This is a genomic window from Natrinema sp. CGMCC1.2065, assembly GCF_051225675.1.
GTDB classification, from domain to species: Archaea; Halobacteriota; Halobacteria; order Halobacteriales; family Natrialbaceae; genus Natrinema; species Natrinema thermotolerans.
This window is the reverse complement of the sequence record NZ_JBPJSJ010000002.1, coordinates 51,515-72,000: the sequence shown is the minus strand read 5'-3', so window position 1 is coordinate 72,000 and position 20,486 is coordinate 51,515. Positions and strand designations below refer to the sequence as shown.

General features: G+C 66.4%; 23 protein-coding genes. 10 read left to right on the top strand and 13 right to left on the bottom strand.

From position 1 onward, the window contains the following. Positions 1-119: 119 nt before the first annotated feature. The gene (locus ACSBP4_RS03620) at positions 120-254 is read right to left on the bottom strand and encodes a hypothetical protein (RefSeq protein WP_006650668.1); all 135 of its coding nucleotides are present in this window, start codon (positions 252-254) and stop codon (positions 120-122) included. A 140-nt stretch (positions 255-394) separates the two neighbouring features. Then, positions 395-925, bottom strand: coding sequence for an inorganic diphosphatase (locus ACSBP4_RS03615; protein ID WP_006182111.1), 531 nt, complete (start codon positions 923-925; stop codon positions 395-397). A 204-nt stretch (positions 926-1,129) separates the two neighbouring features. Here ACSBP4_RS03615 and ACSBP4_RS03610 point away from each other — a divergent pair, with 204 nt between their 5' ends. Then, positions 1,130-1,489 (top strand): PadR family transcriptional regulator, encoded by a 360-nt coding sequence (locus tag ACSBP4_RS03610; RefSeq protein WP_006650670.1) that lies wholly within the window; start codon positions 1,130-1,132, stop codon positions 1,487-1,489. Here ACSBP4_RS03610 and ACSBP4_RS03605 read toward each other — a convergent pair. Further along, positions 1,483-2,127 (bottom strand): DUF7108 family protein, encoded by a 645-nt coding sequence (locus ACSBP4_RS03605; protein ID WP_435551381.1) that lies wholly within the window; start codon positions 2,125-2,127, stop codon positions 1,483-1,485. The two genes, ACSBP4_RS03610 and ACSBP4_RS03605, sit on opposite strands and share 7 nt — an antisense overlap. A gap of 364 nt (positions 2,128-2,491) precedes the next feature. Next, positions 2,492-3,085 (bottom strand): ribonuclease HI, encoded by a 594-nt coding sequence (rnhA, locus tag ACSBP4_RS03600; protein WP_435551380.1) that lies wholly within the window; start codon positions 3,083-3,085, stop codon positions 2,492-2,494. A gap of 162 nt (positions 3,086-3,247) precedes the next feature. Between rnhA and ACSBP4_RS03595 the strand changes: the two genes are divergently transcribed. Continuing rightward, positions 3,248-4,210, top strand: coding sequence for a transcription initiation factor IIB (locus ACSBP4_RS03595; protein ID WP_006182115.1), 963 nt, complete (start codon positions 3,248-3,250; stop codon positions 4,208-4,210). 168 nt (positions 4,211-4,378) lie between these two features. Here ACSBP4_RS03595 and gfcR read toward each other — a convergent pair whose 3' ends face one another. Together gfcR and ACSBP4_RS03585 are read right to left on the bottom strand one after the other, a co-directional pair. Continuing rightward, positions 4,379-5,032: a transcriptional regulator GfcR gene (gene gfcR / locus ACSBP4_RS03590; protein ID WP_049966646.1), complete on the bottom strand. Its 654-nt coding sequence runs from the start codon at positions 5,030-5,032 to the stop codon at positions 4,379-4,381. After that, positions 5,029-6,153: a glucose 1-dehydrogenase gene (locus ACSBP4_RS03585; protein ID WP_435551379.1), complete on the bottom strand. Its 1,125-nt coding sequence runs from the start codon at positions 6,151-6,153 to the stop codon at positions 5,029-5,031. The genes gfcR and ACSBP4_RS03585 overlap by 4 nt, the downstream gene beginning before the upstream one ends. Before the next feature lie 164 nt (positions 6,154-6,317). Between ACSBP4_RS03585 and ACSBP4_RS03580 the strand changes: the two genes are divergently transcribed. The 3 genes from ACSBP4_RS03580 to ACSBP4_RS03570 all read left to right on the top strand — a co-directional run bounded on the left by ACSBP4_RS03580 (position 6,318) and on the right by ACSBP4_RS03570 (position 9,612). Beyond that, positions 6,318-7,616, top strand: a complete 1,299-nt coding sequence (locus tag ACSBP4_RS03580; protein WP_435551378.1) for an HAD family hydrolase — start codon at positions 6,318-6,320, stop codon at positions 7,614-7,616. 296 nt (positions 7,617-7,912) lie between these two features. After that, a complete protein-coding gene (locus ACSBP4_RS03575) occupies positions 7,913-8,593 on the top strand; it encodes a helix-turn-helix domain-containing protein (RefSeq protein ID WP_435551377.1) in 681 nt (226 codons plus the stop codon). A gap of 95 nt (positions 8,594-8,688) precedes the next feature. Next, entirely contained in the window at positions 8,689-9,612 is a 924-nt protein-coding gene (locus ACSBP4_RS03570) for a dihydrodipicolinate synthase family protein (protein WP_435551376.1), read from the top strand. Here ACSBP4_RS03570 and ACSBP4_RS03565 read toward each other — a convergent pair. Further along, a complete protein-coding gene (locus tag ACSBP4_RS03565; protein WP_435551375.1) occupies positions 9,609-10,382 on the bottom strand; it encodes an FxLYD domain-containing protein in 774 nt (257 codons plus the stop codon). The genes ACSBP4_RS03570 and ACSBP4_RS03565 overlap by 4 nt on opposite strands. A 234-nt stretch (positions 10,383-10,616) precedes the next feature. Here ACSBP4_RS03565 and ACSBP4_RS03560 point away from each other — a divergent pair, with 234 nt between their 5' ends. Beyond that, complete coding sequence (locus tag ACSBP4_RS03560; protein WP_435551374.1) at positions 10,617-11,156, top strand: HAD family hydrolase; 540 nt, start codon at positions 10,617-10,619, stop codon at positions 11,154-11,156. Positions 11,157-11,185: 29 nt separating this feature from the next. Here ACSBP4_RS03560 and ACSBP4_RS03555 read toward each other — a convergent pair whose 3' ends face one another. Beyond that, positions 11,186-11,419, bottom strand: a complete 234-nt coding sequence (locus ACSBP4_RS03555; RefSeq protein ID WP_006182124.1) for a DUF5822 domain-containing protein — start codon at positions 11,417-11,419, stop codon at positions 11,186-11,188. A 98-nt stretch (positions 11,420-11,517) separates the two neighbouring features. Between ACSBP4_RS03555 and panB the strand changes: the two genes are divergently transcribed. Together panB and ACSBP4_RS03545 are read left to right on the top strand one after the other, a co-directional pair. Beyond that, on the top strand, positions 11,518-12,330 hold the full coding sequence (panB, locus tag ACSBP4_RS03550) for a 3-methyl-2-oxobutanoate hydroxymethyltransferase (protein WP_435551373.1): 813 nt from the start codon (positions 11,518-11,520) through the stop codon (positions 12,328-12,330). A gap of 177 nt (positions 12,331-12,507) precedes the next feature. Further along, on the top strand, positions 12,508-12,708 hold the full coding sequence (locus ACSBP4_RS03545) for a DUF7511 domain-containing protein (protein WP_435551372.1): 201 nt from the start codon (positions 12,508-12,510) through the stop codon (positions 12,706-12,708). A gap of 63 nt (positions 12,709-12,771) precedes the next feature. Here the strand turns inward: ACSBP4_RS03545 and ACSBP4_RS03540 are convergent, their stop codons facing one another. Beyond that, on the bottom strand, positions 12,772-13,548 hold the full coding sequence (locus ACSBP4_RS03540) for an alpha/beta fold hydrolase (RefSeq protein WP_435551371.1): 777 nt from the start codon (positions 13,546-13,548) through the stop codon (positions 12,772-12,774). Positions 13,549-13,785: 237 nt separating this feature from the next. Between ACSBP4_RS03540 and ACSBP4_RS03535 the strand changes: the two genes are divergently transcribed. Together ACSBP4_RS03535 and ACSBP4_RS03530 are read left to right on the top strand one after the other, a co-directional pair. Continuing rightward, positions 13,786-14,034: a DUF7127 family protein gene (locus ACSBP4_RS03535; protein WP_006650683.1), complete on the top strand. Its 249-nt coding sequence runs from the start codon at positions 13,786-13,788 to the stop codon at positions 14,032-14,034. Next, a complete protein-coding gene (locus ACSBP4_RS03530; RefSeq protein ID WP_006182129.1) occupies positions 14,031-16,295 on the top strand; it encodes a CDC48 family AAA ATPase in 2,265 nt (754 codons plus the stop codon). The genes ACSBP4_RS03535 and ACSBP4_RS03530 overlap by 4 nt, the downstream gene beginning before the upstream one ends. Before the next feature lie 75 nt (positions 16,296-16,370). Here ACSBP4_RS03530 and ACSBP4_RS03525 read toward each other — a convergent pair whose 3' ends face one another. The 4 genes from ACSBP4_RS03525 to priS all read right to left on the bottom strand — a co-directional run bounded on the left by ACSBP4_RS03525 (position 16,371) and on the right by priS (position 20,484). Continuing rightward, on the bottom strand, positions 16,371-17,642 hold the full coding sequence (locus tag ACSBP4_RS03525) for an MFS transporter (RefSeq protein WP_435551370.1): 1,272 nt from the start codon (positions 17,640-17,642) through the stop codon (positions 16,371-16,373). Between the two features lie 105 nt (positions 17,643-17,747). After that, positions 17,748-18,227, bottom strand: coding sequence for a peroxiredoxin (locus ACSBP4_RS03520; RefSeq protein WP_435551369.1), 480 nt, complete (start codon positions 18,225-18,227; stop codon positions 17,748-17,750). A gap of 131 nt (positions 18,228-18,358) precedes the next feature. Beyond that, a complete protein-coding gene (locus tag ACSBP4_RS03515) occupies positions 18,359-19,312 on the bottom strand; it encodes a hypothetical protein (protein WP_435551368.1) in 954 nt (317 codons plus the stop codon). After that, positions 19,309-20,484, bottom strand: a complete 1,176-nt coding sequence (gene priS, locus ACSBP4_RS03510; protein ID WP_049966655.1) for a DNA primase small subunit PriS — start codon at positions 20,482-20,484, stop codon at positions 19,309-19,311. Before priS ends, ACSBP4_RS03515 begins: the two co-directional genes overlap by 4 nt. Positions 20,485-20,486: the final 2 nt, after the last annotated feature.

Genomic DNA, 20,486 nt, shown 5'->3' with positions numbered 1-20,486 from the left:
AGAAGGTTCGTTTCGAGACACTGTTTTCCGAACGGCCGAGGCACGAACCGGCGGTGCCCGTCGGGCGGGGACACGACGGTAGCACACGCAGCGTACCGACGGGTCATGGACCGTCGTCCCTACTCGTCGGTCGCGCTCGAGTCGTCGGGATCGAAGTTGGCCGGGACGACCGTAAGATGGGCCATACCGGCGGCGGACTCGTCCGCGTCGTCGGCCGACGATGACGTTCTCGGGGCGGAGTCGGATGCTGCCATACAGGAACGACTACGGCGGGAACGGGGATAAAATTACCCATGCTCATAACGAATCAGCCGGTCGGCCACGGATAACTCTCGGGTATCCGTTCGCGGCAGCGAGAGAAAACGGGCGGAGCCGCGAGCGCGGCGGGTCCCGTTTAGAAGTTCTCGTCGTAGAGGTCCTGGGCGTGTTCGATCGCGTCGTAGGCGGCCTGCTTGTCCTCCCAGCCCTGCGTCTCGACTTCCTTGCCCTCCTCGAGGTTCTTGTAGGTCGCGAAGAACTCGTCGATCTCGTCGAGTTGCTGCTGCGGAATATCGTCGAGATCCTCGATGTGATCGTAGCGCGGGTCCTCCGAAGGGACGGCGATGACCTTGTCGTCCTGTTCGCCGTCGTCGTCCATCTTCATCAGGGCGACCGGGCGGGCCTCGATGACACAGCCGGGGAACGTCTGGTCCTCGACGAGGACGAGGACGTCGAAGGGGTCCTCGTCGTCGTAGTACGACTGCGGGATGAAGCCGTAGTCGCTCGGGTAGTGAACGTTGCTGTGGAGGACGCGGTCCAGTACGACGCCCGGGACGTCCTTATCGTACTCGTACTTGTTTCGCTCGCCCTTGAGACACTCCACGACGGCGTAGATCTCTTCCGGCGGGTTCGGTCCGGTCTCGAGGTCTTCCCAGAGGTTGACCATGTACCGGAGGATCGACGGTCGATCAAAAAGTACTTTCGTAATCGAGTGTCACTAGTCAGTTGACGGTTGCCAGCTATGGAACAGACGACGAACGGGCCCGTTTCACCGGCGTCCGGCCGCATCGCGGCCGTACGGCCCATCCAACCCGCTGAAACGACGGAATGGTTGACAAGTCTTAAATAGTCTGGTGACATTTACATAGCCATGTCAGAGGCACAATCAATCACCGACGAGCAGAGTGTTGCGCGCGAACTCACAGCCTTCCAGAATAACATCCTCGTGATCCTCGCCAAGGAGCCGATGTACGGCCTGGCGATCAAACGCGAACTCGAGGACTACTACGGGACGGAGGTCAACCACGGTCGACTCTACCCCAACCTCGACGAACTGGTCGATCTGGGGCTGGTCGAAAAGAGCGAACTCGACAAGCGAACGAACCAGTACTCGCTGACCGACGACGGCTACGACGCCGTTCTCGACGGCATCCAGTGGACCCTCTCGAAGGTCGTCACGGGCGACGACCGCGCCGACGAGATCCGCGAGATCGTCGACGAGAGCTACTGAGAGCCGACGGTCGGGGCCGATTCACCGGTGGCCTCGAAGACGAGTTCGATCGACTCCGCGATCACTTCCCGTTGTTTTTCCGACGGCCAGGCGTTCCTGACGAGGTACTCCTCCCGAAACTCCGCGAGTTCGTCGGCGGTCAGTGACGCGATCGGTTTCGCGTAGTGATTACCCGCGAAGTCCGCCAGCAGTGCCGCGTTGTCCCCGTGAACGTCGCCGTGGGCCTCCCTGACCGCGGCGACGAGATCCCGGTTTCGGTCGTCGACGGCCGCCCAGTCGTCGGGGTCTTCGGTGCCCTCGAGCGGGATCTCGACGGCGCGATCGATGTCTTCGATGCGGTCGGTCCTGATGACGCCGGCTTCGTCGTCGTGCCACTCTTCGGGGTGACAGACGAGGACGTCGTCGCCGTCGTCGTCGCGAATCCGCGACGTGAAGTCGTGGTTCTCGAGCAGTTCCTCGCGCCGCCGCTCGTAGGCCTCGATCTCGTTGTCGTCGACCGCGGTGCGCTCGAGGCGGGTCAGTCGCTCGACTTCGTCGACGACGCCGCGCGGGAGGTCCCCGTCGGGTTCGTCGTCGGTGGCGTCTCCGTCCCGCTCGTCGGCCGCACCGTCGGCATCGATCGCGTTCGGATCGGTCATAGGGGTGTGTATGGACGCGGGCGGGTTTCCGCTTGCCGATCCGTTTCGACGGTTCGTTCTGATCGATAGTCGATCGGTGGAACCGGATCCCGACGGAATTGCCGCGGCGAGAATTCGGGGGAAGCGTTCTGCTATCGTGGCAACAGGGAACGGCCACGCCCTCCCCAGCCGATTTCTGCTCACGGGCGCGCAGCGCCCGTTCGCATGGTTCGCGGAACCGAAGGTTCCGCGCTAACGCTCGCGAGGCTCGCTCACTCATCCCTCGCACGATGTCATCGATCCGCCCTCACTGGCGTTCGGACGGATCGACAGCGCGCGCCACCGTAGATCGCCCGGTCGGGCCGATACGATGTATCGTGTGGAGTCAGGCCCGATCCAGCGCCTCGTTGACCAGCCCGTCCGCGCGGTCGTTGACCTCGCGGGGGACGTACTCGAGGGTCCACTCGTCGAACGCCCGAAGCAGTTCGTGGACGGTGACGCGTTTCTCGCGGAGGTCGGGGTCGTTGGTGTCGTACTCGCCGCGGACCTGTTTAACGATGAGTTCGGAGTCGCCGCGGACGTGGACCTCGTCGTAGCCGTAGTCCCGGGCGGCTTCCAGTCCCGCGATCAGCGCCTCGTACTCGGCCTGATTGTTGGTGGCCGTCCCGATGGTCTCGCCGTCCTCGGCGACGATGCCGTCGCCGGTGACGATCACCCAGCCGATCGCGGCCGGACCGGGGTTGCCCCGCGAGCCGCCGTCGAAGTAGACGTGGGCACGACCCCCGCCCTCGCGGAGCAGTGCCTCGATTTCGCGGGGCTCTGCCCCCTGAATCACGACCTTGTCGTCGTACGCGACGGCGGTCGCGGAGCCGCGGCTCGCCCGCCAGCGTTCGTGGTCGGTGTTGCCCGACTCGACGGGTACCCCCGCTGCCTCGAGCCGTTCGCGAGCCGTCTCGACGTCGCACTCGATGACCGGCATTCGTCCCCGAGGTGGGGCAGAGCCGGATAAAGAGTTTCCGATTCCGAATGGTAAACCTCGACTCTCGACACCCGTATTGCCTGTTTTCGGGCGTTTTGGGTAGTCGGCCGAAACGAGTGGCCAAAAGTTTATATACCGTCGTGATACTACTATAAAAGTGCGATGACACGGTCCACCCGCCAGCGGGAGCGAACGCGCGAGACGGACGAGACCGAGGAACAAGAGGGGGTACGTGCCTGCCCCGAATGTGAATCGGATAATCTCGTTAAGGACTCCGACCGGGGTGAGCTCATCTGTGAAGACTGTGGGCTCGTCGTGGAGGAAGAACAGATCGATCCTGGCCCGGAGTGGCGGGCGTTCAATCACCAGGAACGACAGGAGAAGTCCCGCGTCGGTGCGCCGACGACCCAGACGATGCACGACAAGGGACTGACGACGACCATCGACTGGAAGGACAAGGACGCCTACGGCCGCTCTATCTCCTCGAAGAAACGCAGTCAGATGCACCGCCTGCGCAAGTGGCAGGAACGCATCCGCACCAAAGACGCCGGCGAGCGGAATCTGCAGTTCGCGCTCAGCGAGATCGACCGGATGGCCTCGGCGCTCGGTGTCCCGCGGTCGGTTCGGGAGGTCGCGTCGGTGATCTATCGGCGCGCTCTCAAGGAAGACCTCATCCGCGGGCGCTCGATCGAGGGCGTCGCGACCTCGGCGCTGTATGCCGCCTGTCGAAAGGAGGGCATCCCGCGAAGCCTCGAGGAAATTTCGGAAGTCTCCCGCGTCGAACGCAAAGAGATCGGTCGCACGTATCGATACATCTCGCAGGAACTCGGCCTCGAGATGCGTCCCGTCGACCCGAAAAAATACGTCCCGCGCTTCTGTTCTGAACTCGAACTCTCCGAGGAAGTCCAGACCAAGGCCAACGAGATTATCGAGAAGACGGCCGAGGAAGGACTGCTCTCGGGCAAGTCGCCAACGGGGTACGCCGCGGCCGCGATCTACGCCGCCTCGCTGCTCTGTAACGAGAAAAAGACCCAGCGCGAGGTCGCCGACGTCGCGCAGGTGACCGAAGTGACGATCCGCAACCGGTATCAGGAACAGATCGAAGCGATGGGCATTCACGGGTAGGGGTTCGCCGTCTCCGAGTCGCTTTTTTGGGTCACTCGCTCGACAGTAACCGGTCAGCCCGGGGTCACGAGACGCACGGAGCGCGGGCATCGGCCCGCCGGACCGAGCCGTCGCTCGAGTACGTATCGGGCAGATCGAACGAGTCGTACGGCAGCGGCCGGCGGTCGCCTAGTCGTCCTTGCCGACGCTGATGACCTGCAACAACGAGTAGACGGGGACGCCCGCGAGTTCCTCGAGGCCCTGTTTGTCCGCGAGGACGATACAGGCGAGGGGTGTGCCGCCCTCGGCGCGGATCGCTTCGATGGTCTCGCGCATGGTGGTCCCGCTGGTGATGGTGTCGTCGACGACGTAACACTCGCGGTCGCGGATCCCGGCGAAGTTCCGGGAGAAGGTCCCGCCGAGATCGTCGATGTCGCCTTCCTCCCACTGGTGTTTCGCGGGGGTGTAGGTCCCGAGATCGGTCTCGAGTTCCCGGGCGACCAGCGTCGCGATGGGGCCGCCGGCTTTCTCGATGCCGATCGTGAGATCGACGTCCTCGCCGTGTTTGGCGAGCATGTCGGCCATCGCAGAAGCGATGGCGCTCATGCGTTTGCTGTCCCGGCCGATCGCCGACCAGTCGACGTGGATGTCCTGTGGCCCGCTCGCCCCGTTGTCGGGCTGAGCCGTCTGCTGGTCGGCCGGCTGGGGCGTCGTCCCGCTGCGCTCGACGAGCCAGCTCGCGGTCTCCCGCGAGACGTTCAACTCGTCGGCGATCTCGCCCTTCGAGAGGCCACGAGCCGCGAGTTCGGCCGCGCTCTCGATCAGGTCGTCGACGTTTTTCATATGGGCATAAATTCGACCGCCGTTTTTATAGTCGTATCGTCATCGGGGCCCACACCCGAACCGCCGTCGGTCGTCGCGGCGGGGGCCGTCGCCGATGGGAACGCTCGCTCGATCTCGTCGAGCCCGTAGATCCCGGTCACGATCGACTCGAGGAGCCAGTCGGGCAGCGCTGCGAGGGTCTCGATGGCGGCCTCGAAGTGGCGGCGGTTGGAGTTGACGCTGCCGACGAGGGCCTTGTTCGAGAGGACGAGGTCGCGATGGAGGCGACCGCCGTCGATTTCGAACGTCCAGTCGGTGGGAACGCCGAGCAGGGCGGCGACGCCGTTGGGTGCCAGCGCGTCGATCGACTCGAAGGCGTGTGTGGCGTGGCCGGTCGCCTCGTAGACGACGTCCATCGGCTCGTAGGCGGCGGCGACCTCGTCGACCGGCGTCTCGCGGGAGTCGACGTAGGTCGCGCCGAGTCGCTCGACGATATCGATCGTCGGGTGCGGGCGATCCTTGCGCCCGAGACAGTAGACCCGCTCGTAGCCGAGCGTCTCGGTGAACATTGCGGCGGTCAACAGCCCCAGCGCGCCGGTCCCCAACACGAGCGCCGACTCGGGCCGCCAGTCGAACGCCGACCGGGACGCGCGGGCGTGTTCGATCGCCTTCTCGGTGATGCTGATCGGCTCGACGAGAAAGCCCCACGGCGCGAGTTCGTCGGGGATCGGGACGAGATACGCTGCCGGGCTCGTGACGTACTCGGCCATGAACCCGTGGGCCCCGACGATGCCGCGTTCGACGTACTCCCCCTCGGGGGCCATGTCCGGGTCGCCGCGCTCGAAGTAGTCGTTGGTCTCGACGCCCGGCGGGGGCCGGCGGACCGTCGGCACGACGTACTGGCCCGCCTCGAGTCCGGTGCCGTTCGGGTCCTCGACGACGCCGACGGCCTCGTGACCGAGGACGAGCCGATCGTCACCGTCGGGGACGCCGCCGTGCGTTCCCTCGATGACCTCGTAGTCGGTGCCATCGACGCCCACACGATGGATTCGGACGAGGGCCTCGCCAGGAGCCGGTTCGGGAACGGGTCGGGAAACGACGTCGGGGCCGCCCGCTCCGGGCTGAACTGCGATGGCTTTCATGTGAACTCGATAGGGGCTGTGAGGATAAATATTTATTCCTATCCGAGTAAACTACTGTACTATCGGATGATCGAACGCTCACGCTCACACGAACGAGTCCGAACCGTGTCTCGCACCGACCGATACCGGAAACGGTTATCCGCCTGCCCATGCCTGTAAACCACATGGAACGGTACGATCTCGTCTACCGACTCTACGACGAGTACGACACGAAGACCCTCCGCGAGTACCAGGAGTTCGTCGACGTCTTCCCCGCCGTCGACTCCCGAGTCGCGTTGGAACACTGGCAGGAGGCGACCGAGGAACTCGAGGCCCGGAAAGACGAGATCCGGTCGGACTTCGCGGCCGGGGAGACCTTCGCCGAGATCGCCGCGCGGGCGACCCGCGATCAGGCCTTTACTGCCTTGGACCTCGAGACGAAGTACGGCCGGGCGGTCAACGTCCTCGTGTTGGACGTCGACGAGACGCTGCGGTCGGCCGGCGGCACGGACAACGAGATCCCCCGGGAGACGCTGCACCTCCTGACGGAGTTTCACGACGCCGGTGTCCCGATCGTCATCTGTACGGGCCAGACCTTGGAGAACGTCAAGGGCTTCGCGATCCAGGGGCTGGGCAGCGAGATCGTCCATTCGGGGAACCTCTCGATCGTCTACGAGGCCGGGACCGGTGTGTTCACGCCGGGCCACGGCGCGGCGACGAAACAGTTGCTCTACGAGGACCTAGACGAGACCATCCGCTCGGTCTTCGACGACGTGCGGTCACGGGTCCTGCCGGAAGCCCCGGAGGAACTCCGCCGGGGCTGTCACCTGCAGGGCAACGAGTTCAACGTCACGATGAAGCCCAACTACGAGACCGGCTCGGCGGACGCCCGCGACACCATCGACGAGGCGCTGGTCTATCTCATCGACCTGCTCGCCGACGCCGTCGGGCGGACCCTCGAGGCGACGGCGACCGACGCCGGCATCGATGCAGCGGGAGAAAGCGACGGGCTGACGCTGGACGGGCAGACCGTCGCCGCCTGGACCCGCGCGTTCTACGCGGCCCAGGACCCCGAGATCAGGGGCGTCCTCGAGAGCGAGGGGGCCTATCCCGACCTCAACGCTGACGATGTGCCCGACTCCCTTGCGGCGGTCTTAGAGCGCATCGACGTCGCCTACTACGAGGCCGACGCGGCCGAGATCGGCAGTCTCGAGTTGAACAAGGTGATCGGCGTCGAGCGCGCGCTGGAGGTGCTTGGCGTCGACGACCCGTTCGCCTTGGTGATGGGGGACTCAAAGAGCGATCTGCGGGTGATGCAGTGGGTCGCCGACACCGACGCCGGCATCGCGGCCGCCCCCGAACACGCCTCGCGGGATACCTTGGAACACGTCCTCGAGACGGACGAACTCGTCTTCGATCGGGGGAAAAGCGTCGACGTCCTTCGGACGGTGTACGCGCTCAATCGGCTGGCCCGACTGGGCTGAGCGAACAGTCGCGATCGCCGTTCCGCCACGTGGTTTTGACCGTCTCAACCGGTGACGTGCCGACTTAAACGGCCGGAATCGGAAGGGCCGCTCATCAAGCGTCCTGGAGTCCTCCGTTCTCCCAGCACGATCCGGTCGAGCGTGGTCGTCAGCGGCTGTCGGAGCCGTTCGACGCCGCGTCCCACGCCGCTGCGGATCGGCTGGATACGAATGAGACCACTCGAGTCACACTGCTCCCCTGACGGCGACAGCGGTCGCCGAACGGGTTCGACCGCACGTTCCGAGGTGACCGTCCAATGACGACGATCGCAGAACTTTCGCTTTCGACGGACGAGTTCGCACTCGCAGAGACGTTTCAGGAACTACCGGCCCTCGAGGTCCGCGTCGAAAGCGTCGTCGCGGAGGGGCCGACCCGGACCGTCCCGCTGGTCTGGTTTTCCGAGGTCGACCGCGAGACCCTCGAGGCGGCGCTCGAGGCCGACGCGACCGTCGACGACTACCGCCAACTCCTCGAGAACACCGCGGACGGCGACCTGTTCTACCGCGTCACGTACACGGAAGCGGTCGGGTCGGTCTGTTGCTGTGTGTACGAACACGGCGGGACGGTTCTTGACGCCCGCGTCGCGGACAGGCAGTGGACCCTCCGATTGCTCTTTCCCCACCGCGAGGAACTGTCCGACGCCGTCTCCGGGATCGAGGCACAGGGCGTCCGGATCGACGTCAGGCGCATGGTCGAGGCCGGCACGGACGAGGACCTCGAGACGACGGCGGCCCTGACCGAACCCCAGCAGGAGGCCATCGCCGAGGCCTACCGGCAGGGCTACTACGACGTCCCCCGCGAGATCTCGCTCGAGGAGTTGGCGAACGAACTCGATATCTCCCATCAGGCGCTGTCCGAACGGCTCCGTCGGGCGAACCGCGTCCTCGCGGGGGAACAGCTCGACGAGCCCGCCGGCGAGGTGGCGACGCCGGACTGAATCGCGTCGCGCCGTAAGCGACGCGCCACCGCTGTTGACCACTGAACGCAGCGGACGGCGCGCCTTTTTTGCCCGTGCCGGGCGGACGATCGTCCATGGCTCAGCACGACCCCGGCGCTGGGGATCCGCTGTCGCTTCGCGGCGTCGTCCCACCGACGGTCACCGCGTTCCGAGACGACGAGTCCGTCGACTACGAGCGGACGGCTGCACACGCACGGTTCGTCGTCGATCGCGGTGCCCACGGTGTCTTTCCGCTCGGGACCAACGGCGAGTTCCCCCTCCTATCGGGGGCGGAACGCGACCGCGTGATCGAGGCGGTCGTCGACGAGGTCGGCGACGAGGTGCCGGTCATCGCCGGCGTCGGCGCGCCGAGTACCTACCGGACCGTCGCCCGCGCCGAACACGCCGAATCGGTCGGCGCCGACGGCATCGTCGTCGTCACGCCCTACTACTATCCGCTCGACCACGAGGGTGCGATCGAACACTACCGCCGGGTCGCCGCGGCCGTCGACCTGCCGGTCTACGTCTACCACATCCCGAGCAAGACGGGCAACGAACTCTCCCTCGAGACGCTCGCTGCCCTCGCCGAGATCGACACGCTCGCGGGCGTCAAGGACTCGAGCAAGGACGTCCCGTGGCTCGCGCAGGCGGCCGACGCCCACCCGGAGCTGACCTTCCTCGCGGGGTCGGACTCGCTGGTCTTTACCGGCCTCGCGGTCGGCTGTTCGGGCGCGGTCAGCGCCGTCGCCAACGTCTTCCCGGAACTGGTCGTCGACTGTTACGAGGCCTACGACACCGGCGAACGCGAACGGGCCCGCAAGCTACAGAGCGATATCTTCGCCGTTCGGGACGCCCTCAAGACCGGCGATTCCTACATGTCCGGCGTGAAAACGGCGCTTCGCATGCGGGACTTCGACGCCGGACCGCTCCGGAGTCCGCTGCGGCTCGCGGACGACGAGTCCGCCGCCGAGATGCGCGACCGGCTTCGCGACCTCGACGTTCCCCTCGAGGGAGTCTAGGCCTCCTCGGCCGACGGGACTCCGTCGGCGAACAGGAACTCGCGGTCGTTCACTGCGTCCGCGCGTCGGTCCTTCCAGTCGAAGGGGTAGCCGCTTTTCGTTTCACCCGCGGGGAAGTCCTCGAGGTGACCGACTTCCGTGTTCAGGAGGAACTCGTCCTCGTAGAGTTTGAGGACGGCGTACACCGACTCGATCGGCTCGTCGCGTTCGTTGGTGAACCCGGCCGTGTACCGAACTCCGGTCTCGTCGAAATAGCGATCGACGTTCGCGACCGTCATGCCACCGACGTCTAAATTGACCGGCTCCGCGGGCGTCTCGTCGACGACCTCGAGGTCGAAGCCCTCGACCGCGCCGGGATCCGTGCCGTGGTGGTACACCCGCGCTTTCCAGGTCTCGCCGGCGGCGATCGTCGCGATCTCGGTCGTATCGGTTCCGATCGTTCCGCCGCTCTCGTCGTACCAGGTACAGCGGACCGTCGCGGTCCCCGACGGCCCGCTCCCCTCGTTGTCGACGTACGCATCGACGTAAGCGTCCTCGATCTCCCAGCCGATTTCCTCCTGTTCTTTCGTCAATCGCCCGCTACCGCGAAGTCCGAGGTCCGACCCCTCGGTGAGCAGTTCAGTTCGTTCCCAGTCGGAACCGGCCCCGTCGTCGCTACTGTTGCCGTTCCCCGACTCCCCGTCGCTCGAGTCGGTTCCGTCCGAACTACAGCCCGCGATCGTCGCCGAAAGCGCTACTCCCCCACCGAGTAACAGATCTCTCCGTTGCACAGTCGCTTTCACCTTCCGAACATATTTAATATTGTGACCGTTCTGACCCCGTTCATCCCGATCGTCGCGGGGCCTTTTACCACGGCCGTCGAACGGCCGCCATGGAACTCATCGCGGAACGGGAAGCGGTCCGCGAGACCCTGCCGGCCGCTCACGGCTCGGGACCGGGGTGACCGGCCGGCGAGTGCCGACCGCACCGAAGCTCCTATTCTCCTCTCGCCCGTACGGCCGTCCGTGAGCGAGTACGACGCCATCGTCTACGATCTGGACGGGACCCTCGTCGATCTCGTGGTCGACTGGGACGCCGTCGCCACCGACGTCCGTGAGGTGTACGACGGCGCGAACCGCGACCCCCCAGGTGAGGGGCTCTGGGCCATGCTCGAGGGCGCGGCCGAGGTGGGACTGCGCGAGGAGGTCGAGGCGGCCATCGCGGCCCACGAACACGAGGGCGCGCGGTCCTCCGAGCGGCTCGCACACGCCGACGATCTGCTCGACCGGTCGCTGCCCGCGGGTGTCTGCTCGTTGAACTGCGAGCGGGCCTGCCGGATCGCGCTCGAGGAACACGCCCTCTCGGCGGCGGTCGAGGCGGTCGTTGGTCGGGACACGGTCGGGACGTGGAAGCCGGATCCGGAGCCGTTGCTCGCGACGGCGCGCCGGCTCGAGGTCGAGCCGGGACGAGCGCTGTTCATCGGCGACTCCGAGCGCGATCTCCGGACCGCAGAACGAGCGGGAATGGACTTCGAGTACGTCGGCGAGGGACCGTCGGGCGTCTGAGACCGACCGGCGGCGGCCGAATCTTCCGACTACGTCTGCTTTCGCTTGGCGTAGGCAAAGACCACGAGCGACGTGACTAACCAAACGGGGGCCCCGACTCGGATCGCGAACTCGGCCCGGTCGGCCCACGACGGCAGGGTCACGGTCGTCGAGAGGGCGACGACGATCGGTGCGCCGACCAGAATGGTGGCGACGAACGTCGTCTGCATCACCCAGCCGTAGTCGACCCCGTCGGGCGAGGTCGTTTCGACGCGTTCTGGCACGCGTGGGTATGGCGACCGGTCCCTCTTAAGCGCGCCGGGTCCGGCCGAGCGCGGCCGGAGAACAACGAGGTTTAATCGTGGGAGGTCAAGCTATGGGTATGCCTACCGTACGGGATGTCAGGTCGAAAGCGGTCGAAGAACCGATCACGATGTTGACGGCGTACGATGCGCCGACGGCCTCGATCGTCGACGAGGCCGGCGTCGACATCATTCTGGTCGGGGACAGCCTCGGAAACACGACGCTCGGCCACGAGACGACCCTGCCAGTGACCGTCGACGACATGGCTCGCCACACGGGCGCTGTCGCGCGGGCGACCGAGGACGCGTTGATCGTCGCCGACATGCCCTTCCTCTCGATCGGCGTCGACGAGGCGGCAAGCGTCGAGAACGCCGGCCGGATGCTCAAGGAAGAGGACGCCCACGCGGTCAAACTCGAGTGCGGTCCCCACACCGTCGATCTCACGGAAAAGCTGGTCCGGCTCGGGATTCCGGTGATGGCCCACCTCGGGCTCACGCCCCAGCACGTCAACCAGTACGGCGGCTATCCCCGACAGGGGACCGACCAGGAGGCCGCCGAACGCATCCTCGAGTTGGCCGAGGCCCACGAGGAGGCGGGCGCGTTCGCGCTGGTGCTGGAACACGTCCCCTCGAACCTGGCGGCGGAAGTCACCGACGCCATCGACATCCCGACGATCGGGATCGGGGCCGGACCGGACTGCGACGGCCAGGTCCTCGTGGTCGACGACGCCGTCGGGTTGAGCGAGTGGACGCCCTCCTTCTCGAAGCAGTTCGGCGACGTTCGCGGAGAGATGGAGTCGGCGATCGACGACTACGTCTCGGCCGTCGAATCGGGCGAGTTCCCCGCCGCGGAACACGGCCACGAGGAGAGCGATCTCGAGGAACTCTACTGACGGCTCCGTTCTCGGCTCGCGCGGCCGAGCCCGATCGGTCCGCTCGCAATCCCATGGGTCGCTCGACGGCAAATATATAAGGGTGATAATACCACATAGTATTGTACTCTCGGTTTAGGGCAGACAGTTATATGCCAGAACGGGGAAGACGCGGATAGACCGCGGAGGATCGGTATCATGTCCGAATCATCGAAACGCGCCACCGGCGAACGCGAGTCGGCTCGCGACCACGGATCGGAACTGCAACACGTCACCGTCGAACACGACGATATCGCAGTGTGTACGATGTTTCCACAGAATATCTACGAGGACGCGATATCGACGGCGTGGCTCACCGCCACGACCGACTCGTTCGTCGCGCTCGAGGACCGCCGTTAGCTCCCTCTCGCGGGACGGTCGCCGTTCTCCTCCGGTAGTACGGGTGGCTGTCGCCGCTCCCGATCAGCCCTCGAGATCCGCGAGAAACGCCTCGATGACCCTGTTGAACGCGTCCGGACGCTCGATCATCGCCAGATGCGCCGCATCCTCGATCTCGGCGAGCCGGCCTCCCTCGATCTCGTCGGCGAGGAACTCGTGGAACCACGGCGGCGTCAACTGGTCGTGTTCCCCATAGAGCGCGAGCGTCGGGACGGTGATCTCCTCGAGGCGGTCGCGGACGTCGAACTCGTGGGAGGTCAAGAAATCCCGTCGCGTGACCGCCTGTCCGGTGTCGGCCATCCGGTCCATCGATCGCTCGCGGACGGCCGGGTCGGGGTCGTGAAAGAGCCGGTCCGAGCCGTGCAGAAATTCGATCGCCCGCTCGAAGTCCGATTGCAGCCACGTCAACAGGTCGTCGAGAACGCCCAGCCGCGCGCCCGTCCCGGTCAGAACGGCGGCGTCGGGATCGACGTGGCGCTCGAGGAGCAGTTGGAGGACGACCGCACCGCCGAGCGAATTCCCGACGAAGACCTCGGCCCCGGTCGCCTCGACGACGGCGAGGGCGTCGTCGGTGTAGGCCGACAACGTGCTGTAGCCGGCGCTGGCGTCGATATCGTCCGAGTCGCCGTGGCCGCTGAGGTCCATCGCGACGACGGGACGGTGTTCCGCCAGCGCGTGCTGGCCCGTCCAGACGTCGCGCGATCCCCCGCTGCCGTGGACGAAACAGATCGGCGGTCCGTCGGCCCCTCGGTCGATAACCTCGTACGCCGTCTCCCTGCCGTGATGTGTTACCGTTTCCATACGCGAGGACACGAGGGGGACGGGCATAAAGACTCGAGGCGGTTCTCACCGGAGAACGCCGGCACGAGGGATATCCCCGTTCGGGTCCAACGACCGCGTCCCGGGCCGGCGGCTGCCTCGCCGACCGGCACACCGTGAACTACGAACAACGATCACTCTATCCACCCCGCCGCCTTCATGCGGTCTATCGGCAAAAGATTTATATATTAGCGACGCTTACCTTGGGTTAGTTACAGCATGACTCTCGACCAATTCACCCGCGAAGAGGGGCAGTTAGCCCGTCGGTACGAGTACGACGACGCCACGGTCATGGCCGTCGACTTCGGGACCGACGTCGGGGACGTCTCGGTCGACGTCGTCGACGACACCGCCATCGTCGTCCTTGCGGACGACCAGTACGAGATCGAACTCCCGGCCGCTGCCGGGGACGCGCACACGTTTATGAAAAACGGCGTGCTCACTATCGAGTTAGAGGAGGAACGATGAAGCTTACCGTCAAACCACTGAAACAGAAGGACGCCGGCCGCGGACTCGCCGCGATCGACCGGGTATCGATGAACGAACTCGACCTCGAGAACGGTGACTACATCGTCATCTCGGGCAAGGGCGAGGGACAGGCCGTCGCTCGCGTCTGGCCGGGCTACCCGGAGGACGAGGGCCGGGGCATCGTCCGGATCGACGGCCGCCTGCGTCAGGAGGCCGACGTCGGGATCGACGATACGGTCGACATCGAACCCGCCGACGTCAAACCCGCGAAATCGGTCACGGTCGCGCTCCCGCAAAACCTGCGTATCCGGGGCGACATCGGGCCGCTCGTCCGCGACAAGCTCTCCGGACAGGCCGTCACCGAGGGCCAGACGGTGCCGTTCTCGCTCTCGTTCGGTCCGATGGCCAGCTCCGGCCAGTCGGTCCCGCTGAAGATCGCCAGCACCTCGCCGTCGGGCACCGTCGTCATCACGGACTCGACCAGCATCGAAATCTCCGAGACGCCGGCCGAACAGGTTCAGTCCGGGGGCGGCGCGTCCGCCGAGGGCGTCCCGAACGTCACCTACGAGGACATCGGCGGCTTGGACGACGAACTCGACCAGGTCCGCGAGATGATCGAGTTGCCGATGCGCCACCCCGAGCTGTTCCAACAGCTCGGCATCGAGCCGCCGAAGGGCGTCCTGCTGCACGGCCCGCCGGGCACCGGGAAGACGCTGATGGCCAAGGCCGTCGCCAACGAGATCGACGCCCACTTCGAGACCATCTCCGGGCCGGAGATCATGTCGAAGTACTACGGCGAGAGCGAGGAGAAGCTCCGCGAGGTCTTCGAGGAGGCCGAGGAGAACGCGCCCGCGATCGTCTTCATCGACGAACTCGACTCGATCGCGGCCAAGCGCGAGGACGCCGGCGGTGACGTCGAACGCCGCGTCGTCGCCCAACTCCTCTCGCTGATGGACGGCCTCGAGGAACGAGGCCGGGTCACGGTCATCGCCGCGACCAACCGCATCGACGACATCGACCCCGCGCTCCGCCGGGGCGGTCGCTTCGACCGCGAGATCGAGATCGGCGTCCCCGACAAGGACGGCCGCAAGGAGATCCTGCAGGTCCACACCCGCGGGATGCCCCTCCAGGAGGGGATCGACCTCGACCGGTACGCCGAGAACACCCACGGCTTCGTCGGGGCCGACTTAGAGAGCCTGACCCGCGAGGGCGCGATGAACGCCCTCCGTCGCATTCGTCCCGACCTCGATCTCGAGGAAGACGAGATCGACGCCGAGGTCCTCGAGACGCTCGAGGTCACCGAGGGCGACTTCAAGGAGGCTCTCAAGGGCATCCAGCCCTCCGCGATGCGGGAGGTCTTCGTCGAGGTCCCCGACGTCACCTGGAACGACGTCGGTGGCTTAGAAGACACCAAAGAGCGGCTCCGCGAGAACGTCCAGTGGCCGCTCGACTACCCCGAGGTGTTCGACGAGCTGGACATGCAGGCCGCCAAGGGTGTGCTGATGTACGGCCCGCCGGGCACTGGGAAGACCCTGCTCGCGAAGGCCGTCGCCAACGAGGCCCAGTCGAACTTCATCTCGATCAAGGGCCCCGAGCTGCTGAACAAGTACGTCGGCGAGTCCGAGAAGGGCGTCCGCGAGGTCTTCGAGAAGGCGCGGTCGAACGCACCGACCGTGATCTTCTTCGACGAGATCGACTCGATCGCGGGCCAGCGCGGTCGCCAGCAGGGCGACTCCGGCGTGGGCGAACGCGTCGTCAGTCAACTGCTCACTGAGCTCGACGGGCTCGAGGAACTGGAGGACGTCGTCGTGATCGCGACGACCAACCGACCCGACCTGATCGACTCGGCGCTGCTCCGTCCGGGACGGCTGGACCGTCACGTCCACGTGCCCGTCCCCGACGAGGGCGGCCGCCGGAAGATCTTCGAGGTCCACACCCGCGACAAGCCGCTGGCCGACGCGGTCGATCTCGACTGGCTCGCTGCGGAGACGGAGGGCTACGTGGGCGCCGACATCGAAGCGGTCACCCGCGAGGCCTCGATGGCCGCCAGCCGCGAGTTCATCAACTCGGTCGATCCCGAGGAGATGGCCGACACCGTCGGCAACGTCCGCATCAGCAAGGAACACTTCGAACACGCCCTCGAGGAGGTCAACCCGAGCGTGACCCCCGAAACCCGCGAGCAGTACGAGGAGATCGAAGAGCAGTTCGACACCGCCGAACCGGCTCAGGAAGAAGAGCAACTCGGCCGCACCTTCCAGTAAGCGAACTGGGGTCCGTGGCCCGCCGACCGTTTCAATTTTTCAGGGCGACCCGAACGTCGAGCGACGGCACCGATCTCAGTCGTCGCCCGCGCTCGCGTCCGCCGCGTCGGGCGACCCGCTCGCGACTGGCGTCGGGCTGAACAGCAACCGCGCTGCGATCCCGGCACCGAGCAGCGCGATCGCCGCGAGAGTCACGAACAGCGCCGCCGTCGTCGCGTGATCGAGCAGGTAGCCGCCCAGTGCGATGCTGAGCGAGCCCAGTCCGAACATGCCGAGGTAGGTGTAGCCGTAGGAGAGGCCCCGCGCGTCCGGGGGCGTGTAGACGGCGACGGCCTCCTGGTAGAACGGCTCGATCGCGAACAGCGCGAACCCGAGGACGCCACAGTATAGCAGGATCGGGAGGAGACCCAGCCCCGAGACTGGCACGAACGCGACCGCGAGGACCGCGAGCCCGACGAAGACCACCGCCAGTCCGCGGGCGACGGGCACGCGACTCGTCAGCTTTCCGGCGACGTACTGGCCGGCCATCCCCGCGACCAGCAGGGCGACGTAGAAGTAGTCGCCAAGCGAGAGTTCCTCGAGGGCGGCCGGCGGCTCGATCCCCGCGAGCGCCGGCAGTCCGTTGAGCAGTTCCGGCAGGTAGGTGAGGACGCCCCGGTAGTAGAGACCGACGACGGTGACGACGGCAAAGACCAGCAGAAACGAGCCGGCAAACAGCGATCGGGAGGTGTCGACGAACTCGCTCGCGGCGAGCGACCCCGATTCCTCGCCGTCGTCCGCGACCGCCGCAGTCGGATCGAACCGGGCCCGCAGCCCGTAGAGGGTCGCGACCGCGCCGGGGATCGACAACACGACGGCGACGAGCCGCCAGTCCAGTACGAGTAACAGCGTCGCGGTCGCGAAGGGACCCAGCGCGATACCGAGGTTGCCGGCGATGCCGTGCCAGGCGAAGACCGTCCCGCGGTCCTCGACGCCGGTGCTGATGAGCGCCAGCCCCGCGGGGTGGTAGACGCTCGCGGTGACGCCCCAGCAGACCAGCGCCGCAGCGATGCCGTAGATAGAGGTCGCGAGCGACAGTCCCACGAAGGAGACGCTCATCCCGACGAGGCAGGCCAGAACGAGCCGTTTCGGCCCGTAGCGATCGGCGAGCAAGCCGGCGGGCAACGCGCCGAGCCCGAACAGCGCGTAGCCGGCCGCGACCGCGATCCCGGCGACCGCGATGGAGATATCGAACGCCTCGAGCCAGACGACCAGAAAGATCGGGATCGCCAGTTCGAACCAGTGGACGGTCGCGTGGGCGAGCATGGCGAAGGCCGCGATCGAGCGGTCGTTGTCGTTGAGCGTCATATCGTCGAAGGGTTGATACTGGCCGGTTCGCGCCCGGCTACTTCAGAACTTGGAAACGAACGGCGAGCGGTTCGTCGGGTGACGGGACGGCAAGCGCCGGCCCGGCTACGGTGTGGCTTCCGCCGACGTGTCGGCGAGGTCCGCGAGGATCTCTTCGGCGTGGCCCTCGGGGGTCACGTCCTCGTAGACCGCCTCGATGCGGCCGTCGGGGCCGACGACGTACGTGTTGCGGAAGACGCCGTCGAAGGTGTTCCCGAACATCTGTTTCTCGCCGTAGGAGTCGTACAGCGTCGCGACTTCGCCGAACTCGTCCGAGAGGAGGTCGAACCCGAAGTCGTACTCGTCGGCGAACGACTCGAGGTCGTCGACGGGGTCGTCGCTGATACCGACGACGCCGACGTCGCGGTCCTCGAAGCGCGCGAGCGCTTCGTCGAACCCGCGGGCCTCGAGCGTACAGCCCTCGGTGTCGGCGCGGGGATAGAAGTAGACGACGAGCCGCTGGCCGTCGAAATCGGACCGCGAGACGGTCTCGCCGTACTGATTTAGCAATTCGAACTCCGGTGCGTCGTCGCCGACGTCGAGCATGGGTTCGAGTTAGCGGGGGTTACTGTAGGCGTTACGGTTTCACACGGTCAGTGCCGTGCCCGCCGATCGGTCCGTGACGGTCAGCAAGGGATGGAAAGTCGGGCGAGCGGAAAACGGCCGGGTAGGGCCGGTCACTCGAGGCGTTCGGCCGCGCCGCGATCGACGAACGGGGCGGCGTTCTGTTCCGGGAGTTCGACCACGTCGTCGCTGCTCAGCGTGTACTCGCGACCGTCGACGCCGTAGATCGACCCGATGTCGTCGGTGATCCGGACGGTCGTCCGGTCTACGTCGTCGTCGCTCGCCCGCTCGTCGTCGGGGGTGGAATCGGCGGCCGCCCCGTCCGCGCCGTCGCTCGAGGGCGACGGGTCGGGTTCGGGAGCGGCTCCCGAATCGGGCTCGACGGACGGCTCCGGGGGAGTCGCCGTGTCCGGAGAACCGCCCGCGTCACCAGGGTCGTCGACCGGCGGTCCGTCGCCGCCCATGACGTCCGCGGGGGAGACGCCGCTCGAGTCGCCGCCGCCCGGACCGGACTCGATCCCGGCGGGCGGCTCCTCGGGCGGTGCCGGCGGGGCGTCGTCGGCGGGTTCGGGTGCCGGCTCGCTCGAGGGCGAGCCGGGCCGTTCCGGACCGGCGTCGCGCGGCTCCGGGGCGGAGGTGTCGTTCGACGGGGCGGCGTCGCCGCCACCGGTCGACTCCTCGACGCCCTCGAGAACGTCGAGGACGCGGCTCTTGTTCGATCCGATGCGGTCGACGAGGTCGTCGAACAGGTCCGCCTCCTCGGCAGTCAGTCCCTCGTCGTCGGCGGCCATGCCGGCCGCCGCGAGGCTGGCTTGCTTGACGAGTTTTCCCATCCGGCGCTCGTAGATCGCCTCGACCACGTCCTTGGCGGTCTCGATCTCGTCGGAGAGCCGACGGACCTCGGGCGAGGAGAAGGGGTCATCGGACGCCTCGGCGACTCGGTCGCGTTCGGCCTCCAGATCGGCGATATACTCCCCGACCTCCTGATAGAACGAGGGGCGAAGGTTCTGGAGGCTGTCCTTCTGGCGCTCCTTGCTCTGGACCGAGCGCAGTTCGTCCAAGTTCATTCTTTCTCCTTCTCGGCGCGGCCGCGTGCCATCAGGAACACGGCGACGTACTCGGGTAGTGACTGGTCACCCTCCGCGACCGTAAAGCTATCTCCTCCGAGTTCGACCTCGCCGCCGTCGGTGACGTCGACGGTGATCTCGTGGCTCTCGAAGGTCTCGGGCACGGCGTCGACGAGGGGATCGAAGTCCGCGATCTCGTCGCGCTCGAGCCGGACAGTCTTCAGGCCGCTGCCGCCGTGGAGGCTGCCCGGCAGTCGGATCAGACGGTTCGTGTCCGTCGTCACGGGCTCGTCGATCGGTGCGTTGTCGCGCTCGACGGCCTCGTTCGCGAACCGCTCGGCCAACTGCGCGATCGCGGTGTGGACGGTCACGTTGCCCGCCTCGAGTCCCTCGCGGTTGTTGCGCGCGGCGTTCAGCGTCGCTTTGGCCTTCCCCTTGCCGATGCCGTCGAACGCCTGTAACCGCTCGAGGGCAGCCTCCTCCTCGAGTTCGAGCAACTCGTCGACGAAGGCCATGAAGTGGGCGTGGATCCGCGCCCCCCAGCCCCCTTCGATCCGGAGGGTTCGGCGTTCGGTCGGGGTCTTCCGCCCCAATCCAGCCACCGTCTCGGTCTCGATCAGTTCGTCGAACTCCAGCCCGATCCCCCGGACGTAGTCGACGATCTCGCGGCGGTGTTCCCGATCGAGGCCCAGGACGTTCTCGTCGCGGACGTGGACGTGATATCCTCGGCCGCCGGAGAAGACGATCTCGAGATCCTCGAAGGCGAAGTCGGTCTCGAGGAAATCGAGCAGCCGAAGCAGGGCGTCCTTGCATTTGGCGAGCATCTCGGCGTAGCTGTCCTCGCCCAGCGTCACGCTGGGCAGGTGGTCGGCGTCGAGGTCGAAGACGAGATCGGCCGACTGCCAATCTTTCTCGTGCATCGAACTCGCGCCGGGGTCGCGAAAGCGCCCCGCCGAGAAGTAGACGTGGCGCGGGCGCTTCCGGACCAGAAACTCGGAGAGATCCCCCAACTCGAGCAGCGAACGGTGGCGGACCATCGTCGTGTCGGGGCCCTCCGTCCACGGGATGAAGCCCCACTCGCGTTCGTTGGCCGCGGGCGGCGGCGTGATCTCCGTCCGTCGGTAGTGGTCGCGAAATCGCCCGCGGAGGTAGGCCCTCGTTCGCTCTTCCATAC

Excerpts from the sequence above, each read along its gene's own strand:
- ACSBP4_RS03620 (WP_006650668.1), bottom strand. The coding sequence starts at position 254 with ATGGCAGCATCCGACTCCGCCCCGAGAACGTCATCGTCGGCCGACGAC.
- ACSBP4_RS03615 (WP_006182111.1), bottom strand. The coding sequence starts at position 925 with ATGGTCAACCTCTGGGAAGACCTCGAGACCGGACCGAACCCGCCGGAA.
- ACSBP4_RS03610 (WP_006650670.1), top strand. The coding sequence starts at position 1,130 with ATGTCAGAGGCACAATCAATCACCGACGAGCAGAGTGTTGCGCGCGAA.
- ACSBP4_RS03605 (WP_435551381.1), bottom strand. The coding sequence starts at position 2,127 with ATGACCGATCCGAACGCGATCGATGCCGACGGTGCGGCCGACGAGCGG.
- rnhA (WP_435551380.1), bottom strand. The coding sequence starts at position 3,085 with ATGCCGGTCATCGAGTGCGACGTCGAGACGGCTCGCGAACGGCTCGAG.
- ACSBP4_RS03595 (WP_006182115.1), top strand. The coding sequence starts at position 3,248 with ATGACACGGTCCACCCGCCAGCGGGAGCGAACGCGCGAGACGGACGAG.
- gfcR (WP_049966646.1), bottom strand. The coding sequence starts at position 5,032 with ATGAAAAACGTCGACGACCTGATCGAGAGCGCGGCCGAACTCGCGGCT.
- ACSBP4_RS03585 (WP_435551379.1), bottom strand. The coding sequence starts at position 6,153 with ATGAAAGCCATCGCAGTTCAGCCCGGAGCGGGCGGCCCCGACGTCGTT.
- ACSBP4_RS03580 (WP_435551378.1), top strand. The coding sequence starts at position 6,318 with ATGGAACGGTACGATCTCGTCTACCGACTCTACGACGAGTACGACACG.
- ACSBP4_RS03575 (WP_435551377.1), top strand. The coding sequence starts at position 7,913 with ATGACGACGATCGCAGAACTTTCGCTTTCGACGGACGAGTTCGCACTC.
- ACSBP4_RS03570 (WP_435551376.1), top strand. The coding sequence starts at position 8,689 with ATGGCTCAGCACGACCCCGGCGCTGGGGATCCGCTGTCGCTTCGCGGC.
- panB (WP_435551373.1), top strand. The coding sequence starts at position 11,518 with ATGCCTACCGTACGGGATGTCAGGTCGAAAGCGGTCGAAGAACCGATC.
- ACSBP4_RS03545 (WP_435551372.1), top strand. The coding sequence starts at position 12,508 with ATGTCCGAATCATCGAAACGCGCCACCGGCGAACGCGAGTCGGCTCGC.
- ACSBP4_RS03540 (WP_435551371.1), bottom strand. The coding sequence starts at position 13,548 with ATGGAAACGGTAACACATCACGGCAGGGAGACGGCGTACGAGGTTATC.
- ACSBP4_RS03535 (WP_006650683.1), top strand. The coding sequence starts at position 13,786 with ATGACTCTCGACCAATTCACCCGCGAAGAGGGGCAGTTAGCCCGTCGG.
- ACSBP4_RS03530 (WP_006182129.1), top strand. The coding sequence starts at position 14,031 with ATGAAGCTTACCGTCAAACCACTGAAACAGAAGGACGCCGGCCGCGGA.
- ACSBP4_RS03525 (WP_435551370.1), bottom strand. The coding sequence starts at position 17,642 with ATGACGCTCAACGACAACGACCGCTCGATCGCGGCCTTCGCCATGCTC.
- ACSBP4_RS03520 (WP_435551369.1), bottom strand. The coding sequence starts at position 18,227 with ATGCTCGACGTCGGCGACGACGCACCGGAGTTCGAATTGCTAAATCAG.
- ACSBP4_RS03515 (WP_435551368.1), bottom strand. The coding sequence starts at position 19,312 with ATGAACTTGGACGAACTGCGCTCGGTCCAGAGCAAGGAGCGCCAGAAG.
- priS (WP_049966655.1), bottom strand. The coding sequence starts at position 20,484 with ATGGAAGAGCGAACGAGGGCCTACCTCCGCGGGCGATTTCGCGACCAC.